The organism is Aquitalea palustris, from assembly GCF_003693445.1.
GTDB classification, from domain to species: Bacteria; Pseudomonadota; Gammaproteobacteria; order Burkholderiales; family Chromobacteriaceae; genus Aquitalea; species Aquitalea palustris.
Genome location: NZ_RFAR01000030.1, coordinates 21,795 through 44,134 on the forward strand (window position 1 = coordinate 21,795; position 22,340 = coordinate 44,134).

General features: G+C 58.7%; 22 protein-coding genes. 16 read left to right on the forward strand and 6 right to left on the reverse strand.

What is annotated here, in order from left to right; genetic code table 11:
* Positions 1 to 86 precede the first annotated feature (86 nt).
* The 5 genes from carA (at position 87) to EAY64_RS08640 (ending at position 6,265) form a co-directional block, all read left to right on the forward strand.
* Positions 87 to 1,217 (forward strand): glutamine-hydrolyzing carbamoyl-phosphate synthase small subunit, encoded by a 1,131-nt coding sequence (carA, locus tag EAY64_RS08620; protein ID WP_103524363.1) that lies wholly within the window; start codon positions 87 to 89, stop codon positions 1,215 to 1,217.
* A gap of 23 nt (positions 1,218 to 1,240) precedes the next feature.
* Positions 1,241 to 1,897 (forward strand): leucine efflux protein LeuE, encoded by a 657-nt coding sequence (gene leuE / locus EAY64_RS08625; protein ID WP_103524364.1) that lies wholly within the window; start codon positions 1,241 to 1,243, stop codon positions 1,895 to 1,897.
* 26 nt (positions 1,898 to 1,923) lie between these two features.
* Complete coding sequence (carB, locus tag EAY64_RS08630; protein WP_103524365.1) at positions 1,924 to 5,133, forward strand: carbamoyl-phosphate synthase large subunit; 3,210 nt, start codon at positions 1,924 to 1,926, stop codon at positions 5,131 to 5,133.
* Positions 5,134 to 5,301: 168 nt separating this feature from the next.
* Positions 5,302 to 5,778, forward strand: coding sequence for a transcription elongation factor GreA (gene greA / locus EAY64_RS08635; RefSeq protein WP_103524366.1), 477 nt, complete (start codon positions 5,302 to 5,304; stop codon positions 5,776 to 5,778).
* Between the two features lie 58 nt (positions 5,779 to 5,836).
* On the forward strand, positions 5,837 to 6,265 hold the full coding sequence (locus EAY64_RS08640) for a DUF4149 domain-containing protein (protein ID WP_103524367.1): 429 nt from the start codon (positions 5,837 to 5,839) through the stop codon (positions 6,263 to 6,265).
* Between the two features lie 82 nt (positions 6,266 to 6,347).
* Here EAY64_RS08640 and EAY64_RS08645 read toward each other — a convergent pair whose 3' ends face one another.
* Complete coding sequence (locus EAY64_RS08645) at positions 6,348 to 6,680, reverse strand: YhbY family RNA-binding protein (protein WP_103524368.1); 333 nt, start codon at positions 6,678 to 6,680, stop codon at positions 6,348 to 6,350.
* Between the two features lie 136 nt (positions 6,681 to 6,816).
* Between EAY64_RS08645 and rlmE the strand changes: the two genes are divergently transcribed.
* The 4 genes from rlmE (at position 6,817) to glmM (ending at position 11,816) form a co-directional block, all read left to right on the forward strand.
* A complete protein-coding gene (gene rlmE / locus EAY64_RS08650) occupies positions 6,817 to 7,434 on the forward strand; it encodes a 23S rRNA (uridine(2552)-2'-O)-methyltransferase RlmE (RefSeq protein WP_103524383.1) in 618 nt (205 codons plus the stop codon).
* A gap of 80 nt (positions 7,435 to 7,514) precedes the next feature.
* Entirely contained in the window at positions 7,515 to 9,425 is a 1,911-nt protein-coding gene (gene ftsH / locus EAY64_RS08655; protein ID WP_103524369.1) for an ATP-dependent zinc metalloprotease FtsH, read from the forward strand.
* Between the two features lie 69 nt (positions 9,426 to 9,494).
* On the forward strand, positions 9,495 to 10,337 hold the full coding sequence (folP, locus tag EAY64_RS08660; RefSeq protein WP_103524370.1) for a dihydropteroate synthase: 843 nt from the start codon (positions 9,495 to 9,497) through the stop codon (positions 10,335 to 10,337).
* Between the two features lie 144 nt (positions 10,338 to 10,481).
* Positions 10,482 to 11,816: a phosphoglucosamine mutase gene (glmM, locus tag EAY64_RS08665; RefSeq protein WP_103524371.1), complete on the forward strand. Its 1,335-nt coding sequence runs from the start codon at positions 10,482 to 10,484 to the stop codon at positions 11,814 to 11,816.
* Between the two features lie 78 nt (positions 11,817 to 11,894).
* Here glmM and alr read toward each other — a convergent pair whose 3' ends face one another.
* Entirely contained in the window at positions 11,895 to 12,965 is a 1,071-nt protein-coding gene (gene alr, locus EAY64_RS08670) for an alanine racemase (RefSeq protein ID WP_103524372.1), read from the reverse strand.
* A 116-nt stretch (positions 12,966 to 13,081) separates the two neighbouring features.
* Here alr and EAY64_RS08675 point away from each other — a divergent pair, with 116 nt between their 5' ends.
* Positions 13,082 to 13,711 (forward strand): DedA family protein, encoded by a 630-nt coding sequence (locus tag EAY64_RS08675; RefSeq protein ID WP_103524373.1) that lies wholly within the window; start codon positions 13,082 to 13,084, stop codon positions 13,709 to 13,711.
* A gap of 53 nt (positions 13,712 to 13,764) precedes the next feature.
* Here the strand turns inward: EAY64_RS08675 and EAY64_RS08680 are convergent, their stop codons facing one another.
* Positions 13,765 to 14,091, reverse strand: a complete 327-nt coding sequence (locus EAY64_RS08680) for an FKBP-type peptidyl-prolyl cis-trans isomerase (protein ID WP_059286051.1) — start codon at positions 14,089 to 14,091, stop codon at positions 13,765 to 13,767.
* A gap of 162 nt (positions 14,092 to 14,253) precedes the next feature.
* Between EAY64_RS08680 and EAY64_RS08685 the strand changes: the two genes are divergently transcribed.
* Together EAY64_RS08685 and EAY64_RS08690 are read left to right on the forward strand one after the other, a co-directional pair.
* Complete coding sequence (locus tag EAY64_RS08685; RefSeq protein ID WP_103524374.1) at positions 14,254 to 15,036, forward strand: DUF2189 domain-containing protein; 783 nt, start codon at positions 14,254 to 14,256, stop codon at positions 15,034 to 15,036.
* A 10-nt stretch (positions 15,037 to 15,046) separates the two neighbouring features.
* Complete coding sequence (locus tag EAY64_RS08690; protein ID WP_103524375.1) at positions 15,047 to 16,000, forward strand: D-2-hydroxyacid dehydrogenase; 954 nt, start codon at positions 15,047 to 15,049, stop codon at positions 15,998 to 16,000.
* A 290-nt stretch (positions 16,001 to 16,290) separates the two neighbouring features.
* Here the strand turns inward: EAY64_RS08690 and EAY64_RS08695 are convergent, their stop codons facing one another.
* Entirely contained in the window at positions 16,291 to 16,770 is a 480-nt protein-coding gene (locus tag EAY64_RS08695; RefSeq protein ID WP_199734418.1) for a DUF1841 family protein, read from the reverse strand.
* 58 nt (positions 16,771 to 16,828) lie between these two features.
* On the opposite strand from EAY64_RS08695, the gene EAY64_RS08700 reads away from it, so the two are divergent.
* A complete protein-coding gene (locus EAY64_RS08700; protein WP_103524376.1) occupies positions 16,829 to 17,323 on the forward strand; it encodes a glutathione peroxidase in 495 nt (164 codons plus the stop codon).
* Positions 17,324 to 17,336: 13 nt separating this feature from the next.
* On the opposite strand, the gene trmB is transcribed toward EAY64_RS08700, so the two are convergent.
* Both trmB and EAY64_RS08710 read right to left on the reverse strand, forming a co-directional pair.
* A complete protein-coding gene (gene trmB, locus EAY64_RS08705) occupies positions 17,337 to 18,017 on the reverse strand; it encodes a tRNA (guanosine(46)-N7)-methyltransferase TrmB (RefSeq protein WP_103524377.1) in 681 nt (226 codons plus the stop codon).
* A gap of 36 nt (positions 18,018 to 18,053) precedes the next feature.
* Positions 18,054 to 18,971: a Rossmann-fold NAD(P)-binding domain-containing protein gene (locus EAY64_RS08710; RefSeq protein WP_103524378.1), complete on the reverse strand. Its 918-nt coding sequence runs from the start codon at positions 18,969 to 18,971 to the stop codon at positions 18,054 to 18,056.
* Positions 18,972 to 19,009: 38 nt separating this feature from the next.
* Here EAY64_RS08710 and EAY64_RS08715 point away from each other — a divergent pair, with 38 nt between their 5' ends.
* The 3 genes from EAY64_RS08715 (at position 19,010) to arcD (ending at position 22,220) form a co-directional block, all read left to right on the forward strand.
* Positions 19,010 to 20,038 carry a CDP-6-deoxy-delta-3,4-glucoseen reductase gene (locus EAY64_RS08715; RefSeq protein WP_103524379.1) on the forward strand — a complete coding sequence of 343 codons (1,029 nt, stop codon included), beginning with the start codon at positions 19,010 to 19,012 and terminating at the stop codon, positions 20,036 to 20,038.
* A 238-nt stretch (positions 20,039 to 20,276) separates the two neighbouring features.
* Complete coding sequence (locus EAY64_RS08720; RefSeq protein ID WP_082086308.1) at positions 20,277 to 20,414, forward strand: DUF3149 domain-containing protein; 138 nt, start codon at positions 20,277 to 20,279, stop codon at positions 20,412 to 20,414.
* 366 nt (positions 20,415 to 20,780) lie between these two features.
* A complete protein-coding gene (gene arcD, locus EAY64_RS08725) occupies positions 20,781 to 22,220 on the forward strand; it encodes an arginine-ornithine antiporter (RefSeq protein WP_103524380.1) in 1,440 nt (479 codons plus the stop codon).
* Positions 22,221 to 22,340 lie beyond the last annotated feature (120 nt).

A 22,340-nucleotide genomic window follows, 5' to 3' on the forward strand; every position in this document is an offset into this window, starting at 1 on the left:
AACGGGACAGGCGCAAAACGTCGTGTCCCGTTATTCACATAAAAATCCGCAAAAACATACAAGCGAAACGCAACAGGAGCTAGTCAGTGTCAACCGTACCAGCGATCCTCGTCTTGGCTGACGGTACCCTCTTCAAGGGCAGTGCCATCGGAGCCACCGGCCATACGGTCGGCGAAGTGGTATTCAATACCGCCATGACCGGGTATCAGGAAATCCTCACCGATCCCTCCTACACCAAACAAATCGTCACCCTGACTTATCCCCATATCGGTAATGTCGGCGCGAATTCGGAAGATACCGAATCCCGCGCCGTTTTCGCATCCGGTCTGATCATTCGTGATCTGCCGCTGCTGCACAGCAACTTCCGCGCCGAAGATTCGCTGTCCGACTACCTGGCCAAGAACAATGTCGTGGCCATTGCCGATATCGACACCCGTCGCCTCACCCGCATTCTGCGCGAAAAAGGCGCTCAGGCCGGCTGCATCATGGCCGGTGCCGATCTGGACGAAGCCCGCGCACTGGAACTGGCACGCGGTTTCGGTTCCATGGCCGGTCAGGATCTGGCCAAGGTGGTCAGCTGCACCGAATCCTACCAGTGGAAGCTGGGCGAATGGAAACTGGGCAGCGGCTACAGCGAACAGGCCGAGACTCAGTTCCACGTGGTGGCTTACGACTTCGGCGTGAAGCACAACATCCTGCGCATGCTGGCCGAACGCGGCTGCAAGCTGACCGTGGTGCCGGCGCAGACTCCGGCCAAGGACGTGCTGGCGCTGCAGCCGGATGGCGTGTTCCTGTCCAACGGCCCTGGTGATCCGGAGCCGTGTGACTACGCCATCACCGCTATCCGCGAAATCCTGGACACCCGCCTGCCGGTATTCGGTATCTGCCTGGGTCATCAGCTGCTGGGTCTGGCCACTGGTGCCAAGACCAGCAAGATGAAGTTCGGCCACCACGGTGCCAACCATCCTGTGCAGGATCTGGACAGCGGCCGCGTGATGATCACCAGCCAGAACCACGGCTTCCAGGTGGATGAATCCACCCTGCCGGCCAATGTGCGCGTGACCCATCGCAGCCTGTTCGACCAGACTGTACAGGGCATTGCACTGACCGACCGTCCGGCCTTCTCCTTCCAGGGTCACCCGGAAGCAAGCCCGGGCCCGGAAGATGTGGCCTATCTGTTTGACCGCTTCATCACGGCGATGAGCCAGGCGAAGTAAACGGACCAGAACGGAGAACAAGCATGCTGGGCATTACCGATATCACCACCTACCTGATCGGCACCATCATCATCGTGCTGCTGCCAGGCCCCAACTCCATGTATGTGCTGTCGGTGGCGGCACAGCGCGGCATCCGCCGCGGCTTTGTGGGGGCTTGCGGGGTATTTGCCGGTGATGCCATCCTGATGACGCTGGCCGCCACAGGGGCGGCAGGGGTGCTCAAGGCCAATCCGGCCCTGTTTGCCATGGTCAAGTATGCCGGTGGTGCTTACCTGACCTGGCTGGGCCTGCAGATGCTGCGTGGCGCCTGGCGTGCCTGGCGCAGCACTTCCCGTACGGAAGACGCTGCGCCGCAAGCACAGCGCGAAGTGGACGCCAGCCGTCCCTTCGTCAAGGCGCTGGTCATCAGCCTGATGAACCCCAAGGCCATCTTGTTCTTCGTGTCCTTCTTCGTGCAATTCGTCGACCCGGCCTATCCGCACCCGGTGCTGACCTTTCTTGTGCTGGGCGGCTTGCTGCAATGCTGCAGCGCCCTCTATCTGGCCACCATCATCGTGTCCGGAGCAAGACTGGCCGAAGCCTTCCGCCGCCGCCGCAAACTGTCCTCTGCCATGTCTGGCGGAGTGGGCGCGCTGTTTCTGGGCTTCGGGGCCAAACTGGCGGCAGCCAGCCTGAACTGAACAATTGAAATTGACTGAGCGATAACATGCCGAAACGTACCGACCTCAAGAGTATTCTCATCATCGGCGCTGGCCCCATTGTGATTGGCCAGGCCTGCGAGTTTGACTACTCCGGCGCCCAGGCCTGCAAGGCCCTGCGTGAAGAAGGTTACAAAGTCATTCTGGTGAACTCCAATCCGGCCACCATCATGACCGACCCGAACATGGCCGATGTCACCTACATCGAACCCATTACCTGGCCTGTTCTGGAAAAAATCATTGCCAAGGAACGTCCGGACGCCATCCTGCCGACCATGGGCGGTCAGACCGCACTGAACTGTGCGCTGGACTTGGCCAAGCACGGCGTGCTGGAAAAGTACAATGTCGAGCTGATCGGTGCCACCGAAGACGCCATCGACAAGGCAGAAGACCGTGGCCGCTTCAAGGAAGCCATGGCCAAGATCGGCCTGTCCTGCCCGCTGTCTTTCGTTTGCCACAGCATGGAAGAATCGCTGGAAGCGCAATCCAAGGTGGGTTACCCCACGCTGATCCGCCCGTCCTTCACCATGGGCGGCTCCGGTGGTGGTATCGCCTACAACAAGGAAGAATTCCTGGCGATCTGCGAGCGCGGCTTTGAAGCGTCCCCCACCCATGAACTGCTGATCGAGCAGTCCGTACTCGGCTGGAAAGAGTACGAAATGGAAGTGGTGCGCGACAAAAATGACAACTGCATCATCATCTGCTCCATCGAGAACTTCGACCCGATGGGCGTGCACACCGGTGACTCCATCACCGTGGCCCCGGCACAAACCCTCACCGACAAGGAATACCAGATCATGCGTAATGCATCGATTGCGGTACTCCGTGAAATCGGCGTGGACACCGGTGGCTCCAACGTGCAGTTCGCCACCAACCCGGTGAACGGCGAAATGATCGTGATCGAGATGAACCCGCGTGTGTCGCGTTCCTCGGCGCTGGCTTCCAAGGCCACCGGCTTCCCGATTGCCAAGGTCGCTGCCAAGCTGGCCGTGGGTTACACCCTGGACGAACTGAAGAACGACATCACCGGCGGCGCGACCCCGGCTTCGTTCGAACCGTCCATCGACTACGTGGTCACCAAGATTCCGCGTTTTGCCTTCGAAAAATTCCCGCAGGCCGATAACCGCCTGACCACCCAGATGAAGTCGGTGGGCGAAGTGATGGCCATGGGCCGCACCCTGCAGGAATCCATGCACAAGGCGCTGCGTGGCCTGGAAACCGGCCTGTCCGGCTTCAACTCGGTAACCAGCAACGAAGAAACCATCCGTCACGAAGTCAGCACCCCGGGACCGGAACGCATCCTGTACGTGGCCGACGCCTTCCGCGTGGGCATGAGCCGTGACGACGTGTTTGCCCTGAGCAAGATCGACCCGTGGTTCCTGGCGCAGATCGAAGACATCGTGGGCGAAGAAAAAGCCCTGGCCGGCCGCAAGGTGGAAGAGCTGGGCTTTGACGAGCTGCGTCGCCTGAAGCGCAAGGGCTTCTCCGACCGTCGTCTGGGCGAGCTGCTGAATACCGACCAGGCTGCAGTGCGTGCCAAGCGCTGGGCACTGGGCCTGCATCCGGTCTACAAGCGTGTGGATACCTGCGCGGCCGAGTTTGCCACCTCCACCGCCTATATGTACTCCAGCTACGAAGAAGAGTGCGAAGCCAACCCGTCCGACCGCAAGAAGGTCATGGTACTGGGTGGCGGCCCTAACCGTATCGGTCAGGGTATCGAATTCGACTACTGCTGCGTGCATGCCGCACTGGCGCTGCGTGAATCCGGTTTCGAGACCATCATGGTCAACTGCAACCCGGAAACCGTATCGACCGACTACGACACTTCCGACCGCCTGTACTTCGAGCCGCTGACGCTGGAAGACGTACTGGAAATCTGCCGCATCGAAAAACCGTTCGGCGTGATCGTACAGTACGGCGGCCAGACGCCGCTGAAGCTGGCGCGTGCGCTGGAAGCCAATGGTGTGCCAATTATCGGCACCAGCCCGGACATGATCGACGCTGCCGAAGACCGTGAGCGCTTCCAGAAGCTGCTGCACGATCTGGGCCTGAAGCAGCCGCCGAACCGCACCGCCCGCACCCCGGCCGATGCCATGAAGCTGGCTGAAGAAATCGGCTATCCGCTGGTGGTGCGCCCGTCTTACGTACTGGGCGGCCGTGCGATGGAAATCGTGCACGAGCCGGCCGACCTCGAGCGCTACATGCGCGAAGCGGTGAAGGTGTCCAACGACAGCCCGGTACTGCTGGATCACTTCCTCAACGACGCCATCGAAGTCGATGTGGATTGCATCTCCGACGGCAAGGATGTCGTCATCGGCGGCATCATGCAGCATATCGAACAGGCTGGTGTGCACTCCGGAGACTCCGCTTGCTCGCTGCCGCCGTACAGCCTCTTCCCGGCCGTACAGGACGAAATCCGTCGCCAGACCGAAGCCATGGCGCGTGCGCTGAATGTGGTCGGCTTGATGAACGTACAGTTCGCCATCCAGGGTGACACCATCTACGTGCTGGAAGTGAACCCGCGTGCCTCGCGTACCGTGCCGTTTGTCTCCAAGGTGACCGGTGCATCGCTGGCCAAGATCGCTGCCCGCGCCATGGCCGGCATCAGCCTGGCCGAACAAGGCTTCACCAAGGAAGTGATCCCGCCGTACTACGCGGTGAAGGAAGCGGTATTCCCCTTCATCAAGTTCCCTGGCGTCGACACCATCCTGGGGCCGGAAATGAAGTCCACTGGCGAAGTGATGGGCGTAGGCAAGAGCTTTGCCGAAGCCTTCGTCAAGAGCCAGCTGGCTGCCGGCGACAAGCTGCCGCGCACTGGCAAGGTATTCCTGTCGGTACGCCAGTCCGACAAGAATGGCGCGGTTGATGTGGCACGCGAACTGCAACGTCTGGGCTTTGGTGTATGTGCCACCCGTGGCACGGCCAAGACCCTGGCCGAAGCCGGCATCGTGGTGCAGGTGGTCAACAAGGTGAACGAAGGCCGTCCGCACATCGTCGACATGATCAAGAACGGCGAAATCGACGTGCTGGTCAATACCGTGGATGAAAAGCGCCAGGCCATTCAGGACAGCCACTCCATCCGTCGCAGCGCACTGCAGGCGCGTATTCCGCAATACACTACCCTGGCTGGTGCCAAGGCCGTGTGTGTGGGTATGGCGCATGTGGAAGAGTTTGATGTTTACAGCGTTCAGGAACTGCACGCCTCCATCAAGCACTAATCTTGTTGCCAGCTGGAAGCTAAGGGACAAGTTCTGCGTTGAAGCTTTGAACCGCAAGCGATTTGCCGTTACAATCTAGCTATTGAACCCGCAACACCCAAGCCGCCGTCTCGTACGGCGGCTTGTGTTTTTGATGACGGCGGGGTACCGCCTCAGGAGAACACCCGAATGAACAAAGTCCCGTTGACTCTGCGTGGCGCCGAGCTTCTCAAGGAAGAACTGCAACGCCTGAAGAGCGTGGAACGTCCGGCGGTTATTGAAGCGATTGCCGAGGCGCGTTCGCATGGCGACCTGTCGGAAAACGCCGAATACGACGCCGCCAAGGAACGCCAAGGCTTCGTCGAAGGCCGTATTGCCGATCTCGAAGGCAAGATTTCCAATGCAATCATCATCAATCCGGCCGAGCTGGATGCGGATGGTCGCGTGGTGTTTGGTGCCACGGTCGAACTGATGGATCTGGAAACCGAAGACAAGGTCACCTACCAGATCGTGGGCGACGATGAAGCCGACATCAAGGTCTGCAAGGTATCGGTCAATTCGCCGATTGCCCGTGCGCTGATCGGCAAGGAAGCCGGCGACGTGGCCGAGGTACTGGCTCCGGGCGGCATCCGCGAATACGAAGTGCTAGACGTCAAGTACATCTAAAACTGTCAGATCAAACGCGCGCTTTCGCGCGTTTTTGCTGTGGAGTCAGGGAGCACGCATGGACGGATTGCGAGCGATTACCAGAACCTTCTGGATAGGCGGGCTGTGGGTCATCGGCCTGATTGTCACGCCGGTGCTGTTCAAGATGCTGGACACGGTGACCGCAGGCATGGTGGCCGGCAAGCTGTTTGCCGCCATTGCATGGGTCGGTCTGGTGTGCGGGGTGTTTCTGCTGGTGGACAATATCTGGCGCAACGGCGTGCGCGGCATGAAGGAAAGCAGCTTCTGGCTGATCGTCGGCATGCTGCTGTGCACTGTCATCAACCACTTTGCCGTCACTCCCATCATCGCCGAGCTGAAGTTGCAGATGAACCATGCGGCGGAAGGGCTGTTTGGCGGTGGCTTTGCCACCTGGCATGCCATTTCCAGCCTGATCTATCTGGTGCAAAGCCTGATGGGCCTGGCTTACATCCTGCGTAGTGACTGAACGAAGCTGACCACAAGCATGGCCGGGACAAAATAAAAGCGGTGGAGTCCCACCGCTTTTGCTATACCGGCCAAGAGCTGGCTCAGGATTGCGACGCCAGTTTCAGTGCCTTTTTGTTTTTCGGCAGCACGATGCGCTGCTTGTCGCTGGGACGCCACAGCACCAGCAGTTTGCCGATATGCTGTACCGGCGCAGCGCCGAGTTCATCGCAAATCTGCTCGTACAGAGCGACGCGGGCAACGCGGTCATCACCCTGAACGCGGATCTTGATCAGCTCGTGGGCATCCAGGCTGATGGCGATTTCGCGCAGTACGGAGTCGCTCAGACCATTATTGCCGATCATCACGACCGGGTTGAGTGTCTGGGCCAGACCCTTGAGGTGTTGGCGCTGGAAAGGTTGCAGTTCGATTTTCATTGGACAGGCTTGGTTTCAAAGCAAAACGGGATTCTACTAGAGTTTGGCCCTTTGCCCAAACTCTGGCCACAAACAGACTGAAAAACAACAGGATAGCCCACCGGCTATGCTGGACGAGATTGGCAGAAAGCTACCCATGGCAAGAAGTACCAGCAGCAATACCTGGCTGCGCGAACATGTTAACGACCAGTATGTACAGATGGCCAAGAAAGACGGTTATCGGGCAAGAGCAGCGTACAAGCTGCTGGAAATCAACGAAAAAGACAAACTGATACGCCCAGGTACCGTGCTGGCCGACCTGGGGAGCGCGCCAGGCAGCTGGTCGCAAGTGGCCGCCCGTATCGTTGGCGAGCAGGGCAAGGTGTTTGCACTGGATATTCTGCCGATGAATCCGATTGCCGATGTGGAATTCATCCAGGGCGATTTTCGTGAAGAAGAAATTCTGCAGCAGTTTGTCGACCTGCTGGATGGTCGTGCGCTGGACCTTGTAATTTCCGATATGGCACCCAATATCTCAGGAATGAGCGCCATGGATCAGGCCAGAAGTTTTCTCCTGTGTGAGCTGGCGCTGGAATTTGCGCGCGATCACCTGAAACCCGGCGGCAGTTTTCTCGTCAAAGTGTTCCAGGGCAGTGATTTCCAGTCCTACCTCCAGGCCATGCGCGAGCTGTTCGAAGAGGTGGTCACCCGCAAACCCAAGGCCTCGCGCGATCGTTCCAGCGAAATTTACTTGCTGGGCAAGGGCCGACGCTGACATACAACCCCCCGGGGTTTACAATCCATACCAATGAAATACGCAACCGCAAAGTCAGGGCACAGAGGAGTCCGCTACTCGTGAACAATATCGGCAAAAATATAGCCATCTGGGTCATCATCGGTTTGGTACTGATGACAGTATTCAATCAGTTCAACAAACGCCAGGACGCCCAGAACCAGATCGAGTACTCGCAATTCATCAGCGATGTCGAATCCGGCAAGGTGCAATCCCTGAGCATTGAGGGCCATCCCCTGCGTGGCCAGTGGCTGAAGGGCAAGCGGACTGACGGTTCGGCATTTGCCACCTACGCTCCGTACGACCCGCAACTGGTCGAAGACCTGATCAAGAACAATGTACGCTTCTCCGCCAAGCCGGAAGAAGAACCGTCCATGCTGATGAGCATCTTCATCAGCTGGTTCCCGATGCTGTTGCTGATTGGCGTGTGGGTTTTCTTCATGCGCCAGATGCAGGGCGGCGGCAAGGGCGGTGCTTTCTCCTTCGGCAAGAGCAAGGCGCGCATGCTGGATCAGGACACCAATACCGTAACCTTTGCGGATGTGGCCGGCTGCGATGAAGCCAAGGAAGAAGTAAAGGAAATCGTCGATTACCTGCGTGATCCGTCCCGCTACCAGAGCCTGGGTGGCCGCATTCCGCGCGGCATCCTGCTGTGTGGCTCGCCGGGTACCGGTAAAACGCTGTTGGCCAAGGCGATTGCCGGCGAAGCCAAGGTGCCGTTCTTCAGCATCTCTGGTTCGGACTTTGTGGAAATGTTTGTCGGCGTGGGTGCTGCCCGTGTCCGCGACATGTTCGAGCAGGCGAAAAAGAATTCGCCGTGCATCATCTTCATTGATGAAATCGATGCTGTTGGCCGCCAGCGTGGTGCTGGTCTGGGCGGTGGCAACGATGAACGCGAACAGACGCTGAACCAGCTGCTGGTGGAGATGGATGGTTTCGAAACCAACACCACTGTCATCGTGATCGCTGCGACCAACCGTCCTGACGTACTCGACCCCGCCCTGCAGCGTCCGGGCCGTTTCGACCGCCAGGTGGTGGTGCCGCTGCCGGATATCCGTGGTCGCGAACAGATCCTGTCCGTGCACATGCGCAAGGTGCCGATTGCTGCCGATGTGGAACCTTCAGTCATCGCACGTGGCACGCCGGGTTTCTCCGGTGCTGATCTGGCCAACCTGGTGAACGAGGCTGCGCTGTTTGCTGCCCGTCGCGCCAAGCGCCTGGTGGACATGGTGGATTTCGAGTCGGCCAAGGACAAGATCATGATGGGTGCCGAGCGCCGCAGCATGGTGATGTCGGAGGAGGAAAAGCGCAATACGGCTTATCACGAATCCGGTCATGCCGTTGTCGCCAAGCTGTTGCCCAAGTCTGATCCGGTACACAAGGTCACCATCATTCCGCGCGGCCGTGCGCTGGGTGTGACCATGCAGTTGCCGGAGCAGGACCGCTTTGCCTATGATCGCGGCTACCTGATGGACCGACTGGCCATTCTGTTCGGCGGTCGTATTGCCGAAGAGCTGTTCATGAATCAGATGACCACCGGTGCTTCCAACGACTTCGAACGTGCCACGCAAATGGCGCGCGACATGGTGACCCGCTACGGCATGTCCGACAAGCTCGGTCCGATGGTGTATGGCGACAACGAAGGCGAAGTGTTCCTGGGTCGTTCCATCACCACGCACAAGAACCTGTCCGAAGCCACCATGCAGCAAGTGGATATGGAAATCCGCCGCATTATCGACGAGCAGTACGGGCTGGCCCGCCGTCTGCTGGAAGACAATCGCGACAAGGTGGAAGCCATGACCGCCGCCCTGCTGGAGTGGGAAACCATCGATGCCGAGCAGATCAACGACATCATGGATGGCAAGCCGCCGCGTCCGCCCAAACCGGGCAGCGGTTTCCCTGCCAAGCCGGAAGACAAGCCGGCGGAAGCCAGCCCGGCAGCAGCGACATCGACGCCGGCTCAGGAACTCTGATCACCGGTTTTTGCAGGGCGGCAGCTTAGGCTGTCGCCCTGTTTTGCATTTATCAGGCAGATATTTTCCATGCAATTGCTTGAATGCGGGCGTTTTCAGCTCGATCTGACCCAGCCCATGATCATGGGCATCCTCAATGTCACGCCGGATTCGTTTTCCGATGGTGGTCGCTTCAATACCCTGGATAGTGCGCTGCAACGTGCCGAAAGCATGCTGGCAGACGGTGCGGCCATTCTGGACATCGGTGGCGAATCCACCCGTCCCGGTGCGCCGGAAGTCAGTGTGCAGCAAGAGCTGGACCGGGTCATGCCGGTACTGGAGAAGCTCAAGGAGATAGGCGCTCCCCTGTCGCTGGATACCCGCCGTACCGCCGTGATGCGCGCCGCCTTGCAACTGGGCGCGGTGGATCTGATCAATGATGTTTCCGCGCTGGAAGATGAGGGCGCGGTGGAGGCGGTGACTGCATCGAATGTAGCGCTGTGCCTGATGCACAAGCAGGGCAACCCCGACACCATGCAGCAGGCCCCGGCGTATCAGGATGTGGTTGAAGAGGTGGGGCAGTACCTGCTGCGCCGGGTTGAGCTATGCCGCGCTGCCGGCATTACCGATGCCCGCCTGCTGATCGATCCCGGTTTTGGTTTTGGCAAAACGCTGGAGCACAATTTGCAGCTACTGGCAGGCCTGCGTCGCATCGAAGCCATCAGCCGTCTTCCGGTACTGGTTGGTCTGTCGCGCAAATCCATGCTGGGTGCGATTACCGGCGAGGCCGTTCCCGCCGAGCGGCTGGGAGCCAGCCTGGCCGTAGCGCTGCTGTCCTTGCAGCAGGGTGCCAGGATAGTACGGGTACACGATGTCAAGGCCAGTCATCAGGCCCTGCAGGTATGGCGTGCCATGCAAGCCTATGCCGGCTGATGCCAGCCGGCAGACCCGCAGCGTTTTGCGGTGCGACAGCTGCCAAGCAGCTTGGGGCACAGGTACAATGCATTACTCCCGCAGGGGCCATTTTGCTGTTATGCGCTGCCAGCCAAGTGGCGGCAACGTGATTAGGATAATGAGATGAGTCGCAAATATTTTGGAACGGATGGTGTGCGTGGCGAAGTAGGGCAGTTTCCCATTACGCCGGATTTTGTTCTCAAGCTGGGCCATGCCGCCGGTCGGGTGCTGGTGGATCATGACAAGGCGCATCGCCCCACCGTGCTGATTGGCAAGGACACCCGGATTTCCGGTTATATGCTGGAGGCGGCGCTGCAGGCCGGCTTTACCGCTGCCGGTGTCAATGTGCTGCTGACCGGGCCGCTGCCGACTCCGGGCATTGCCTATCTGACCCGTGCGTTGCGGCTGGAGGCCGGGGTGGTGATTTCGGCCTCGCATAACCCGTATCAGGATAATGGCATCAAGTTTTTTGCCGAAGGTGGCAAAAAGCTGGATGACACGCTGGAGCTGGAAATCGAGGCCATGCTGGAACAAGCGATGACCACCAATGGCTCGGTGGAGCTGGGGCGTGCCCGGCGTATTTCCGGTGCGGCCGAACGTTATATCGAGTTCTGCAAGAGCACCTTCCCGGGCGAGCGCGACCTCAAGCAGCTCAAACTGGTGGTGGATTGCGCCAATGGTGCCACCTACCATATCGCGCCCAAGGTGTTTCACGAACTGGGTGCCGAAGTGGTGGTCATTGGTGGCGAGCCGGATGGTTACAACATCAATGACAAGGTGGGCGCGACCTATCCCAAGACCCTGCAAGTCGCCGTGCTGGAACACCATGCCGATTTCGGTATTTCACTGGATGGCGACGGCGACCGGCTGATCATGGTGGATCGCAACGGCAAGGTGTATGACGGTGACCAGCTGATCTACATCATCGCCAAAGCCCGTGCCGCACGCGGTGAGCTCAAGGGCGGCGTGGTCGGCACCGTGATGACCAATATGGCGATGGAGCTGGCCCTGAACAAGCTGGGTGTGGCTTTTGGCCGTGCCAAGGTGGGTGACCGCTACGTGCTGGAAATGCTGCATGCCCATGGCTGGCAGGTAGGCGGCGAGGCCTCTGGCCACATCCTGTGTCTGGACAAGCACACTACCGGCGACGGCATCATCTCCAGCCTGCAGGTGCTGGCCAGCCTGGCCGAACTGGGCATCAGCATGGAAGAAGCCTGTAACGACTGGACGCCATTCCCGCAAACCATGATCAATGTCCGCCACAATGGCTGCGACTGGAAAGCCGCTTCTGCCGAAGCGCTGGCCGCTGCCGAAGCCGCGCTGGTCGGTGTGGGGCGCGTGGTATTGCGTCCCTCCGGCACCGAGCCGGTGGTGCGGGTGATGGTGGAGGCCAGCGACCGTAGCTTGTCGGAAAAGTGGGCAAGAGACATTGCTGCCACCATCGAGCGCGTGGCCTGATTCCGTCCGAGTGCAAGAAAAAGCCGCTGCCCGATGCAGCGGCTTTTTTTATGGGCAGCAGCGATCAGTTCGGGTAGTTCAGATCAACTGGCGTGGCACCCGGGGGGCAATGGCACACATCAACTCATAGCCGATGGTGCCGGCTGCGGCAGCCACTTCTTCAATTGCCACATTCGGCCCCCACAGCTCCACCCGGCTACCGATATCGGCAGCGGGGAGGTGGCTGAGATCGATGGCCAGCATGTCCATGGATACTCGCCCCACGGTGGCGCTGCGCTGGTCGGCCACCATCACCGGTGTGCCATTGGCGGCAATGCGCGGATAGCCGTCTGCATAGCCACAGGCGACGATGCCGATGCGCATGGCGTGCTCCGCGCGGAAGTTCAGCCCGTAGCCCACGGTATCGCCGGCTTGCAGCTGCTGGGTGGCGATGATGTCGGCACTCAGTGTCATGGTGGTTTGCAGACCCAGCGCAGCACCGTGACATTCGGCAAAGGGCGAGCAGCCATACAGCGTGATGCCCGGCCGTACCACATCGCCATGGGTTTGCGGATGGCGGAATACCGCTGCCGAATTGGCAGCGCTGACCGCCAGGCCACTGGCTGCTGCTACTGGGGCAAAGGCCTGCCATTGCGCGGCTACGCCACGGGCATCATCTGCGGTGGCAAAGTGGGTCATGATGGTGCTGGTGTGGACCTGGGGCAGGGACTGCAGACGGGCCAGCGTGGCGGCGACTTGCTCCGGGCGAAAGCCCAGCCGGTTCATGCCGCTATTGATCTTGAGCCATACCTCGACAGGGCCGGGCAGGGAACCTTCGCGCAGCCAGGCAATCTGGTGAGGGGAGTGAATGGCGCCGCCAATGCGATATGTGGCCATGGCTTCGACTTCGGCACGGTCGAAAGGGCCTTCCAGCAGGATGATGTCTTGCTGGATACCTGCCTGGCGCAGAGCGATGGCATCTTCGATGTTGAGCAAGGCAAAGCCATCGGCCATGTCGGCCAGAGCCTGTGCACAGCCCAGACTGCCATGGCCATAGGCATCCGCCTTGATCACGGCCAGGGCACGGCGGCCTGAGGTTTGTTTGCGGGATTGTAAATAATTATGGCGCAGGGCGGAATGATTGATTTCCACCCGTATAGGGCGTGTCATGTCAAGAAAGGATAAGGTCGAGGTGTGCTATTATAAGCGCCCGATCATGCACTCGGACAATCAGCCCGCGGCCAAATCTTGTGTCAGGACAAGACCGCGCCGGTCGGCGGAGCACTATGGACATACTGCAGATACTTCTCGATTTCTTTACCGGTTACGGTTATGTGGCTGTCTTTACCGTATTGCTGGTGTGTGGGTTTGGCATTCCGATTCCGGAGGACATCACTCTGGTCGCCGGTGGCATCATTTCCGGCCTGGGTTATGCCGATGTGGACATCATGTTCCTGGTGGGGATGGCCGGCGTGCTGGCGGGCGATGGCATCATGTTTGCAGCCGGCCGCTTTTATGGGCACAAGGTTCAGCGCTTCCGGCCGATTGCGCGCATCCTGACGCAGGAGCGTTTCGAGGCTGTACAGGAAAAGTTTGAAAAGTATGGCACCTGGGTGCTGTTCGTTGCCCGCTTTCTGCCCGGCCTGCGTTCGCCCATCTTCATCACTGCCGGCATGACCCGGCGCGTGCCCTACTGGCGTTTTCTGCTGATGGATGGCTTTGCCGCACTGATTTCCGTACCTGTCTGGGTGTATCTGGGCCACTACGGCGCCACCCAGCGCGAATGGCTGATGCACATGGTGCATCGCGGCCAAGTGGGCATTCTCTCGGCAGTCGGTGTGCTGCTGACGGTGCTGCTCATTGTTTATCTGTGCCGCCGCAAAAAGTGCTGTGCTGCTTCCGAACTGAAAAAATAGCTTGCCGAGCATGAAAAAAGCCACCTGACGGTGGCTTTTTTTTCGGGCCAGAATCAACCCACCTGCAGCAATTCCACTTCGAATACCAGGGTGGCATTCGGCGGAATCACGCCGCCGGCGCCGCGTGCACCATAGCCCAGTTCCGGCGGAATGGTCAGCTTGCGCTTGCCACCCACCTTCATGCCGACAACACCCTGATCCCAGCCCTTGATGACATGGCCGGCTCCCAGCGGGAAGCTGAAGGGCTGATAGCGATCCTTGCTGGAGTCGAACTTGCTGCCATTGGTCAGCCAGCCGGTGTAGTGCACGGTGACTTCTTCACCGGCAACGGCTTCGGCACCTTCGCCGACGGTCAGGTCTTCAATGATCAATGCGCTCATCTTGTCGTAGTCCTTGTATCTGGTTCAAGCAGGGCGAAATTGTACCATTCACCTGCTTGTATGGCTGCTGGATCGTCATATTGTATTTGTATTTTACAATCAATGGCTTATAAAGAAATTAACTGTCTGGTTTACCCACCCACCACCAGAAGGGGATTCGTCATGGACATTACCCACGGCACGTCCCGGGAGCACCCGGTTGTTCACCATGTATCCGTTACCCAACCACTGTTCTGGCTGCGCCAAGGCCTGAACGACCTGCGCAAAGCGCCTGCCGATGCCCTGTTTTACGGCGCCGCTTTTGTGCTGATGGGCTATCTGCTGATCAGCTATTTCGATAGCGCGCCGCAGTTTGTACTGACGCTCAGCACACTGTTCTTGCTTGGCGGGCCTTTTCTGGCCATCGGCCTGTATGACCTGGCGCGCCAGCACGAGGAGGTGCGTGCACCGCAGCGCGTCAGCCTGTGGCACAGCATGACTGCCTGGAAAGCTAATCTGCCGGGCTTCACCCTGTTTGCCGCCTTGCTGGCGGTGCTGGTGTTTGGCTGGTTCCGCGTGTCTTTGCTGCTGTTTGCCTTGTTCTACGACACGGCAGCCCTGCCGAGTCTGGACGAGCTGCTCGCCAATGCCATGCTGCCCGCCAACCTGCCTTTCCTGCTGGCCTATTTTGGTGTTGGTTTCCTGTTTGCGGCGACGGTGTTCGCACTCAGTGTGGTGGCCATCCCCATGCTGCTGGACAAGGAGGTTGATACGGTGACAGCCATGGTCAACAGCCTGCAGGCGGTATACAAGAATCTGCTGACGATGACAGTATGGGCCGCTATGATTGTGATCCTTACTGCCGTGGGTTTTGCCACCTATTTCATCGGCCTGATCATCATCATGCCGCTGCTTGGACTGGCCAGCTGGCATGCCTACCGCGCCATGATCACTTATGAAAGCTGATGCCTGACCGATGACCCACCCATCCATCGTATTCCTCGACCGGGACAGCCTGCCTGTCCCGGTTCCCGTTTTTCCGTTTGAGCATGCCTACCGCGAAATTGCCGCTACCACCCCGGAGCAGATTATCCGGAATGTTGGTGATGCCGACATCGTTATTACCAACAAGGTGGCCTTCACCCGTGAAACCCTGCAGCAACTGCCTGGCGTGAAAATGCTGGCCATTGCCGCGACCGGCTACAACCATGTCGACCTGGCATGCTGTCGTGAGCGCGGTATCGCTGTGGCCAACATTCGCCACTATGGCGATGAAACCGTGGCCGAACATGCCTTCACGCTGATGCTGGCGCTGGTGAAAAACCTGCCGGCCTATCAGCGTGATGTGGCCGCCGGGGTGTGGGAGCAGGCGCAGCAATTCTGCCATTTTGGTGCGCCAATCCGCGATCTGAAAGGTGCCACACTGGGGATTTTCGGCGCTGGCGGCATCGGTCAGGCTTTGGCTGAGCGCGCGCGCGCCTTTGGCATGCGGGTGCAGTTTGGTGAGCGCAAAGGGGCGAGCGTGGTGCGTGAAGGCTATGTCAGCTTTGCCGACTTGCTGGCAACGTCCGATGTGCTGTCCCTGCACTGTCCGCTCAATGATGACACCCGCAACATGATTGCCCAGGACGAATTGATGGCGATGAAGCCGGGGGCCATCCTGATCAATACCGCGCGCGGTGGGCTGGTGGATGAAGAGGCGCTGGTTGCCGCCTTGAAGTACGGTCAGCTGGGAGGTGCCGGTTTTGATGTGCTGAGTACCGAGCCGCCGACGCAGGGTAATCCGCTGCTCAAGGCCCGTCTGCCGCATTTGATCGTGACGCCCCATATCGGCTGGGCCAGCCAGCAGGCCATGCAGCGGTTGGCGCAGCAGCTGGCCGACAATATTGCCGCCTATGTGGCAGGCCGGGCAGAAAACCGGCTGGTGTGAGCCAGGCACTGGCGCTTGGCCAAACCTGACTTCTTGTTAAATATTGTTTAATCAGAAAAAATATTAAAATAGCAATGCTGATCCTGTCTGATAATGCCTTTGGCATTGCTTAAAATATTGTTAATGATTGAATTAAGGCATAGTATTAAGTGGTCTGGGCCCGAGACGGGTTCAGGCTGCCCCGCTTGATCCGCCGTGGTTGCTCTGTCTTCCACGGCGCTTTTTTTGTCCACAGCGGGCTGCGCTGCCAGCAAAAGCGGCTAGCACCGGGGAGTGTCAGGGCGGACCGTTCAGTCCGGAATGTCGTTGGGATTGATACGCGGGCGTTCTTCCTCGCCCATGCCCAGTTTGCCGCGCACGCAGGAAATATAGCGGTTCACATCCGGGCCGCCACCGTAACGCTGCGCATGCCAGATCATTTCACCCAGGCATTCCATCATCTCGTGCTGGGCGCGGTGCTCGTCATCATGGCGCAAGGCAAGCTGCGCATACAGTGAGCGGATGCCGAAGGGCTGGTCAATCGAGCGTTGTTCCTCGATAGCCACGTGCAGGCCCAGATGCAGGAAGGGGTTGGTCTCGCCCATTTCCGGGGTCCATTCCTGTTCCAGATATTTTTCCGGATGATTCAGGATGGAGTGGTACTCAGGGTGGTCTATAAGAATGGGAAGCACGATCTTTTCCAGATCGGTCAATACCACACCATTCTGGTGCTTTTTCCAGGTGTCGAAGAAGAAGCCGCGCGCATCCTGGCGGCTGGGTGAAAACAGCATGTGCAATACCTGAGTACGTTTCTCGGATAAGCCAGGATTATACGGAAGGGAGATAGCCATGACCACGCTTTACGCATTCTCGGCCCTGACCACCTCGGGTAGCCCATTACCCCTGTCCAGTCTGCAAGGTCGAGTGGTTTTGCTGGTGAACACAGCCAGCGAATGTGGCTATACCCGGCAATATGCCGGACTGCAGCAGCTGCATGCAGAGCTGTCAGCCGCTGGGCTGAGCGTGCTGGCCTTTCCCTGCAACCAGTTTGGCGGGCAGGAGCCGGGTAGCGATCAGGATATTGCGGATTTTTGCAGCAGCCGTTTTGCCGTTGGCTTTCCGGTATTGGCCAAGGTCGAGGTCAACGGTGCGCAGGCCGACCCGTTGTGGCGCTGGCTGACCCAGGCTGATACGCCGCACCCGCACCCGGTTAAGTGGAATTTCACCAAGTTTCTGGTAGATGGGCAGGGCAGGGTGGTGAAGCGCTACGAGCCGGCGGTGGAACCGCATGAACTGCGGGAGGATATCGAGAACCTGCTGAAACGGGCAGCAGCCAGCGGCTGATGCCCGCCATGGTTTATTTACGGCGGAAGATGATGTCCCACACGCCGTGCCCCAGCTTGATGCCGCGAGCTTCAAACTTGGTGAGCGGACGATAGTCTGGGCGCGGCGCATAGCCGTCAGCGCTATTGGCCAGATCGCCATTGGCGCTGAACACTTCCATGATCTGGATGGCGTAGTCTTCCCAGTCGGTGGCAGCGTGCAGATAGCCACCCGGCTTCAGCTTTTTCACCAGTTTTTCCACTAGCGGCGCCTGGATCAGCCGGCGCTTGTTGTGGCGTTTTTTGTGCCAGGGATCGGGGAAGAAAATATGGACTCCATCCAGGCAGCCATCGGCCAGCATGTGGTCCAGCACTTCCACCGCATCGTGGCGGATGATGCGCAGATTGCTCAACTCCTTTTCGGCAATCAGCTTGCACAGATTGCCCACGCCCGGCGAATGCACTTCCACGCCCAGATAGTCGCGCTCGGGGTTGGCCGCAGCGATTTCCGCCGTTGCCCCACCCATGCCAAAGCCGATTTCCAGAATCTTGGGTGCCTGGCGGCCAAAAGCCTGCTGCAGATCGATGGCTTCCGCCTGATAGTCGATGCCCCATTTGGGCATGCCTTCGTCCATGGCGCGTTGCTGGCCTGCCGAGAGATGTCCCTGACGCAGCACAAAGCTTCTGATGGCGCGCCCGAATGCCGGATTTTCCATGTGATTCAAACAGATAATTGCGGGAAGACGCGCATGTTACCGAATCTTGCCTGCCTTAGCGAGTGCCACGGCTTGCCAGGCTGGATTTGCCGCCAGTTGCGCGACAAATTCCCGCGCCGTGGGGTAGCGTAGTGCGACGCCCAGCTCCGCCAGGCGCACATTGCGGATGCGCCGCGATTCCGCCATATACGACCACAAGGCAGGGCTGACCTGCTGCCGGACTTCGGCACGGCTCAGTTGTGGCGGTATGGGCAGTGCCAGTGCCTCGGCCAGCATGGCATACCAGTCGGTGATGGTCAGTGGTTCGTCATCGCAGGCATTGAATACCCGGATGCCGCCCCGTTGCTGTTGCAGGCTGGCAATGCACAAGCGCGCCAGATCATCGGCATGGATATGGTTGCTATAGCTGTCTTCCGCCGGCAGGATCAGCGGGGTGCCTTGCAGCAGGCGGGTCAGTGGCAGACGTTCCAGCGCGTAAATGCCCGGTGCGCGCAAGATATTCAGCTGACAGCCATGGCGGCAGGCAAAGTCGCGCAGTGTGCTTTCGGCATCGACCCGACGCCGGGCGCGCTCGGTCTGCGCGTGTAGCGCTGAGCACTCGTCGAGCCAGGCTCCGTCCCCATTTCCATACACGCCAGTAGTGCTGATATAGCTAATACGCTGTGGTATCCTGTCGGCTTTTGCCAGTGCGTACAACAACTTGCGCGTGCGATTGTCGCGCAGGCCGCTGGCGGGAGGCGGGGCGGTAATCCAGACGTCATCGGCCAGTCCCGCCATGCGGCGCAGGCTTTCCTGGCAGTCCAGATTGGCCATGATGGGGAGGGCGCCGCCCTGGCGTGCTGCCTCGGCTGCGGCCGGATGGTGGGCAATGGCGAAAACGCGCCAGTGCCGGACCAGCTCGGGCAGAGCGCGCCGGGCGACATCGCCCAGACCTGCAATCAATAATGTACGCATAGGCAGCATATTACCCAGATTTGGAATAAAGGTACCCAATGAGTTCCCAGGTCAAAGTGCTCCCGAGTGGGCATACGTTCAGTGTTGAAGCGCATGAAACCATTCTGGAAGCGGCTTTGCGCCAGAATGTCGGCCTGCCTTATGGCTGCCGCGATGGTGCCTGTGGCGCCTGCAAGGGCAAAGTGCTGGAAGGCGACGTGAGCCAGGATGGCTATCAGGAAAAAGCCCTGCCGGAAAGCGAACGCGTGCAGGGTATGGCCCTGTTCTGCTGTGCCCGTCCGCAAGGCGATATCACCATCGAAGCCCGTGAAGTGGCCGGTGCCGGTGATATCCAGATCAAGACCTTGCCGTGCCGCGTGGAAAGCATGGTGAAAATGCATGATGTGGCGGTGCTCAAGCTGAAGCTGCCGGTATCGGAGCGTCTGCAGTTCCGCGCCGGCCAGTACATCGACATCCTGATGAAGGACGGCAAGAAGCGCAGTTTCTCCATCGCCAATGCGCCGCATGACGATGCCTTCCTCGAATTGCACATCCGCCATCAGCCGGGCGGCAGCTTCTCGGAATACGTCTTCAGCCAGATGAAGGAGCGCGAGATCATGCGCTTCAAGGGCCCGTTGGGTTCCTTCTTCCTGCGCGAAGAGTCGGACAAACCGATTATTCTGGTAGCCAGTGGCACCGGCTTTGCCCCGGTCAAGGGCATTATCGAGCATGCCATCCATCACGGCATCCAGCGGCAGATGGTGCTGTACTGGGGCGCCCGGACCAAGGCCGATCTGTACATGGCCGAACTGGCTGCCAGCTGGCAGGCCCAGCATGCCAATATCACGGTGATACCGGTGTTGTCCGAAGCCTTGCCGGAAGATGCCTGGCAGGGCCGTACCGGCTTTGTACACCAGGCGGTGCTGGACGACTTTGATGATCTGTCCGGCTATCAGGTGTATGCCTGCGGCGCACCGGTGATGGTGGAGTCCGCCCATCGCAGCTTCATTCAGGAACGCAAGCTGCCGGAAGACGAATTCTTCTCGGATGCCTTTTTCCTGTCCAAGGACATGGCTGGCGGCAAGTAAGCAAGCCGGCAATAGCAACACCACGAAACCCCTGCATGCAGGGGTTTTTCATTTGCAAACCCGATCTGTACTGATGGCAGCATTCTGCCTGTCATCATCTCAATTGCCACATTTATGGCCAGCATTCGGCCCGGCAGGCGTATTTTTGACCTGCATCAACATCCCTATTTTGAGTATGGCTATTATGACTATCGACTAATCAATCAAGGCGGCATACCGCCAGCTAGAGGAGTGGAAGATGGAACTGCTGGGACAACTTCTATCCGACGATGTCGGCGTACTGGGATTGGCGACCATCGTGTTTGCCACGGTTGTAGTGTGCGGTGTGATCTTCGTTATCAGCCGCAAAGTGAAAAACGCCGGCCCCAATGACTGAGCTGGCCTGATGTTGATTGGTGTCTAGATTTCCTCTTGATGTGTGTGTTGGTGGATACGGTGGTGGGCCGTATCCATTTTTTTTGCCTGCGATTATTTGTAAAAATGATTTAACTTAGTTTTTGTGAATGTTTGTCCGCTACGAATTTAAAAATTCTATTGGGATATCTTCCCGCTGCCACCTATAACCTCCTCGTTACCCCTACTACCAGCCAGGATTTGCCCGCTCTGCCCATTTGATCCTGATCAAACATGTGTTTGACGTTTCTGGAATCTGCTGTGTCTCGTCATTATCATTACATCAACGAATAAGAAATTAATAATATACAGATAGTTTTCAGGTTAATGTATTTCACGGAGAACGAAAATGTCCACTGAAACGGAAGTACAAGGTGGCGGAGCACCCAAACTGAAACTGGGCGCACTGACCGCACTGGTAGTGGGTTCCATGATAGGCGGCGGCATCTTCTCGCTACCGCAGAACATGGCGGCAGGCGCAGGAGCAGGCGCCATCATCATCGGTTGGGCCATTACCTTTCTGGGCATGCTGACGCTGGCATTTGCCTTCCAGATGCTGGCCAACCGCAAACCGGAGGTAGAAGGCGGGGTTTATGGTTATGCCCGCGCCGGTTTCGGTGACTACATGGGCTTCAACTCGGCCTGGGGTTACTGGATTTCGGCCTGGATCGGTAATGTTTCCTACTTTGTCGTGATGTTCTCGGCACTGGGCTTCTGGTTCCATGCCTTTGGTGACGGCAACACGCCGACGGCCATCATCTGTGCCTCTGTCCTGTTATGGGGCCTGCATTTCCTGGTATTGCGCGGCGTACATGGTGCGGCGTTCATCAACACCATCACCACCATTGCCAAACTGGTACCGCTGGCGCTGTTCATCGTACTGGTGGTGTTTGCCTTCAAGATTGACACCTTCAATCTGGACTTCTGGGGCAATCCGAAACTGGGTTCCATCGTCGATCAGGTGAAGAGCACCATGCTGGTGACCGTGTGGGTGTTCATCGGTATCGAAGGGGCCTCGATGTTCTCGGGCCGTGCCGAGAAGATGAGTGATGTGGGCAAGGCTACTGTAGTGGGTTTCCTGCTGACCATCGCCCTGCTGGTTGCCGTATCGGTACTGGCACTGGGTGTGATGACCCAGCCGGAACTGGCTGCACTGAAGAACCCGTCCACCGCTTATGTACTGGAAAAGGCGATTGGCCCCTGGGGTGCCAACATCATGAACGCTGGTCTGGTGATCTCTGTCGGTGGCGCGCTGCTGGCCTGGACCCTGCTGGCCGCTGAAGCACCCTACCTGGCTGGTAAAGATGGCGTGATGCCGCGCATTTTCGGCACCACCAATGCCAATGGTTCGCCTGCTGCCTCGCTGTGGCTGACCAACGGCCTGATCCAGCTGTTCCTGGTCATCACCCTGTTCAGCTCGGCCGGTTACCTGGCACTGCTGTCGCTGGCGACCTCGATGATTCTGATTCCTTACCTGCTGTGCTCTGTGTACTCCTTCATGGTGGCCCAGCGTGGCGAAGGTTACCAAGCAGGTGAAAGCAAGGGTCGTGACCTGAGTATTGCCGGTATCGCCAGTGTGTACGGTGTATGGCTGATCTACGCCGCTGGTGTGAAGTATCTGTTCCTGTCGATGGTGCTGTATGCCCCGGGCCTGCTGTTCTACCTGTGGGCCAAGAAAGAACATGGCGAGAAGCCGTTCAAGGGTGCTGAAGCCGTACTGGCCGCCATCATCGTGGTACTGGGTGCCATCGCCACCTACGAACTGTTTACCGGTCAGCTCACCCTCTAAAGACAACAACTGTTTATTGAGGAGCGCCTACCAGGCGCTCCCCGACTCCCCTACCACACATTGAAGGAGTTTGATCATGACTAAATTTGGTGTTCATTCCGAATGCGGCAAGCTGCGCAG

Excerpts from the sequence above, each read along its gene's own strand:
- leuE (WP_103524364.1), top strand. The coding sequence starts at position 1,241 with ATGCTGGGCATTACCGATATCACCACCTACCTGATCGGCACCATCATC.
- carB (WP_103524365.1), top strand. The coding sequence starts at position 1,924 with ATGCCGAAACGTACCGACCTCAAGAGTATTCTCATCATCGGCGCTGGC.
- greA (WP_103524366.1), top strand. The coding sequence starts at position 5,302 with ATGAACAAAGTCCCGTTGACTCTGCGTGGCGCCGAGCTTCTCAAGGAA.
- EAY64_RS08640 (WP_103524367.1), top strand. The coding sequence starts at position 5,837 with ATGGACGGATTGCGAGCGATTACCAGAACCTTCTGGATAGGCGGGCTG.
- EAY64_RS08645 (WP_103524368.1), bottom strand. The coding sequence starts at position 6,680 with ATGAAAATCGAACTGCAACCTTTCCAGCGCCAACACCTCAAGGGTCTG.
- rlmE (WP_103524383.1), top strand. The coding sequence starts at position 6,817 with ATGGCAAGAAGTACCAGCAGCAATACCTGGCTGCGCGAACATGTTAAC.
- folP (WP_103524370.1), top strand. The coding sequence starts at position 9,495 with ATGCAATTGCTTGAATGCGGGCGTTTTCAGCTCGATCTGACCCAGCCC.
- glmM (WP_103524371.1), top strand. The coding sequence starts at position 10,482 with ATGAGTCGCAAATATTTTGGAACGGATGGTGTGCGTGGCGAAGTAGGG.
- alr (WP_103524372.1), bottom strand. The coding sequence starts at position 12,965 with ATGACACGCCCTATACGGGTGGAAATCAATCATTCCGCCCTGCGCCAT.
- EAY64_RS08675 (WP_103524373.1), top strand. The coding sequence starts at position 13,082 with ATGGACATACTGCAGATACTTCTCGATTTCTTTACCGGTTACGGTTAT.
- EAY64_RS08680 (WP_059286051.1), bottom strand. The coding sequence starts at position 14,091 with ATGAGCGCATTGATCATTGAAGACCTGACCGTCGGCGAAGGTGCCGAA.
- EAY64_RS08685 (WP_103524374.1), top strand. The coding sequence starts at position 14,254 with ATGGACATTACCCACGGCACGTCCCGGGAGCACCCGGTTGTTCACCAT.
- EAY64_RS08690 (WP_103524375.1), top strand. The coding sequence starts at position 15,047 with ATGACCCACCCATCCATCGTATTCCTCGACCGGGACAGCCTGCCTGTC.
- EAY64_RS08695 (WP_199734418.1), bottom strand. The coding sequence starts at position 16,770 with ATGCTGTTTTCACCCAGCCGCCAGGATGCGCGCGGCTTCTTCTTCGAC.
- EAY64_RS08700 (WP_103524376.1), top strand. The coding sequence starts at position 16,829 with ATGACCACGCTTTACGCATTCTCGGCCCTGACCACCTCGGGTAGCCCA.
- trmB (WP_103524377.1), bottom strand. The coding sequence starts at position 18,017 with ATGGAAAATCCGGCATTCGGGCGCGCCATCAGAAGCTTTGTGCTGCGT.
- EAY64_RS08710 (WP_103524378.1), bottom strand. The coding sequence starts at position 18,971 with ATGCGTACATTATTGATTGCAGGTCTGGGCGATGTCGCCCGGCGCGCT.
- EAY64_RS08715 (WP_103524379.1), top strand. The coding sequence starts at position 19,010 with ATGAGTTCCCAGGTCAAAGTGCTCCCGAGTGGGCATACGTTCAGTGTT.
- EAY64_RS08720 (WP_082086308.1), top strand. The coding sequence starts at position 20,277 with ATGGAACTGCTGGGACAACTTCTATCCGACGATGTCGGCGTACTGGGA.
- arcD (WP_103524380.1), top strand. The coding sequence starts at position 20,781 with ATGTCCACTGAAACGGAAGTACAAGGTGGCGGAGCACCCAAACTGAAA.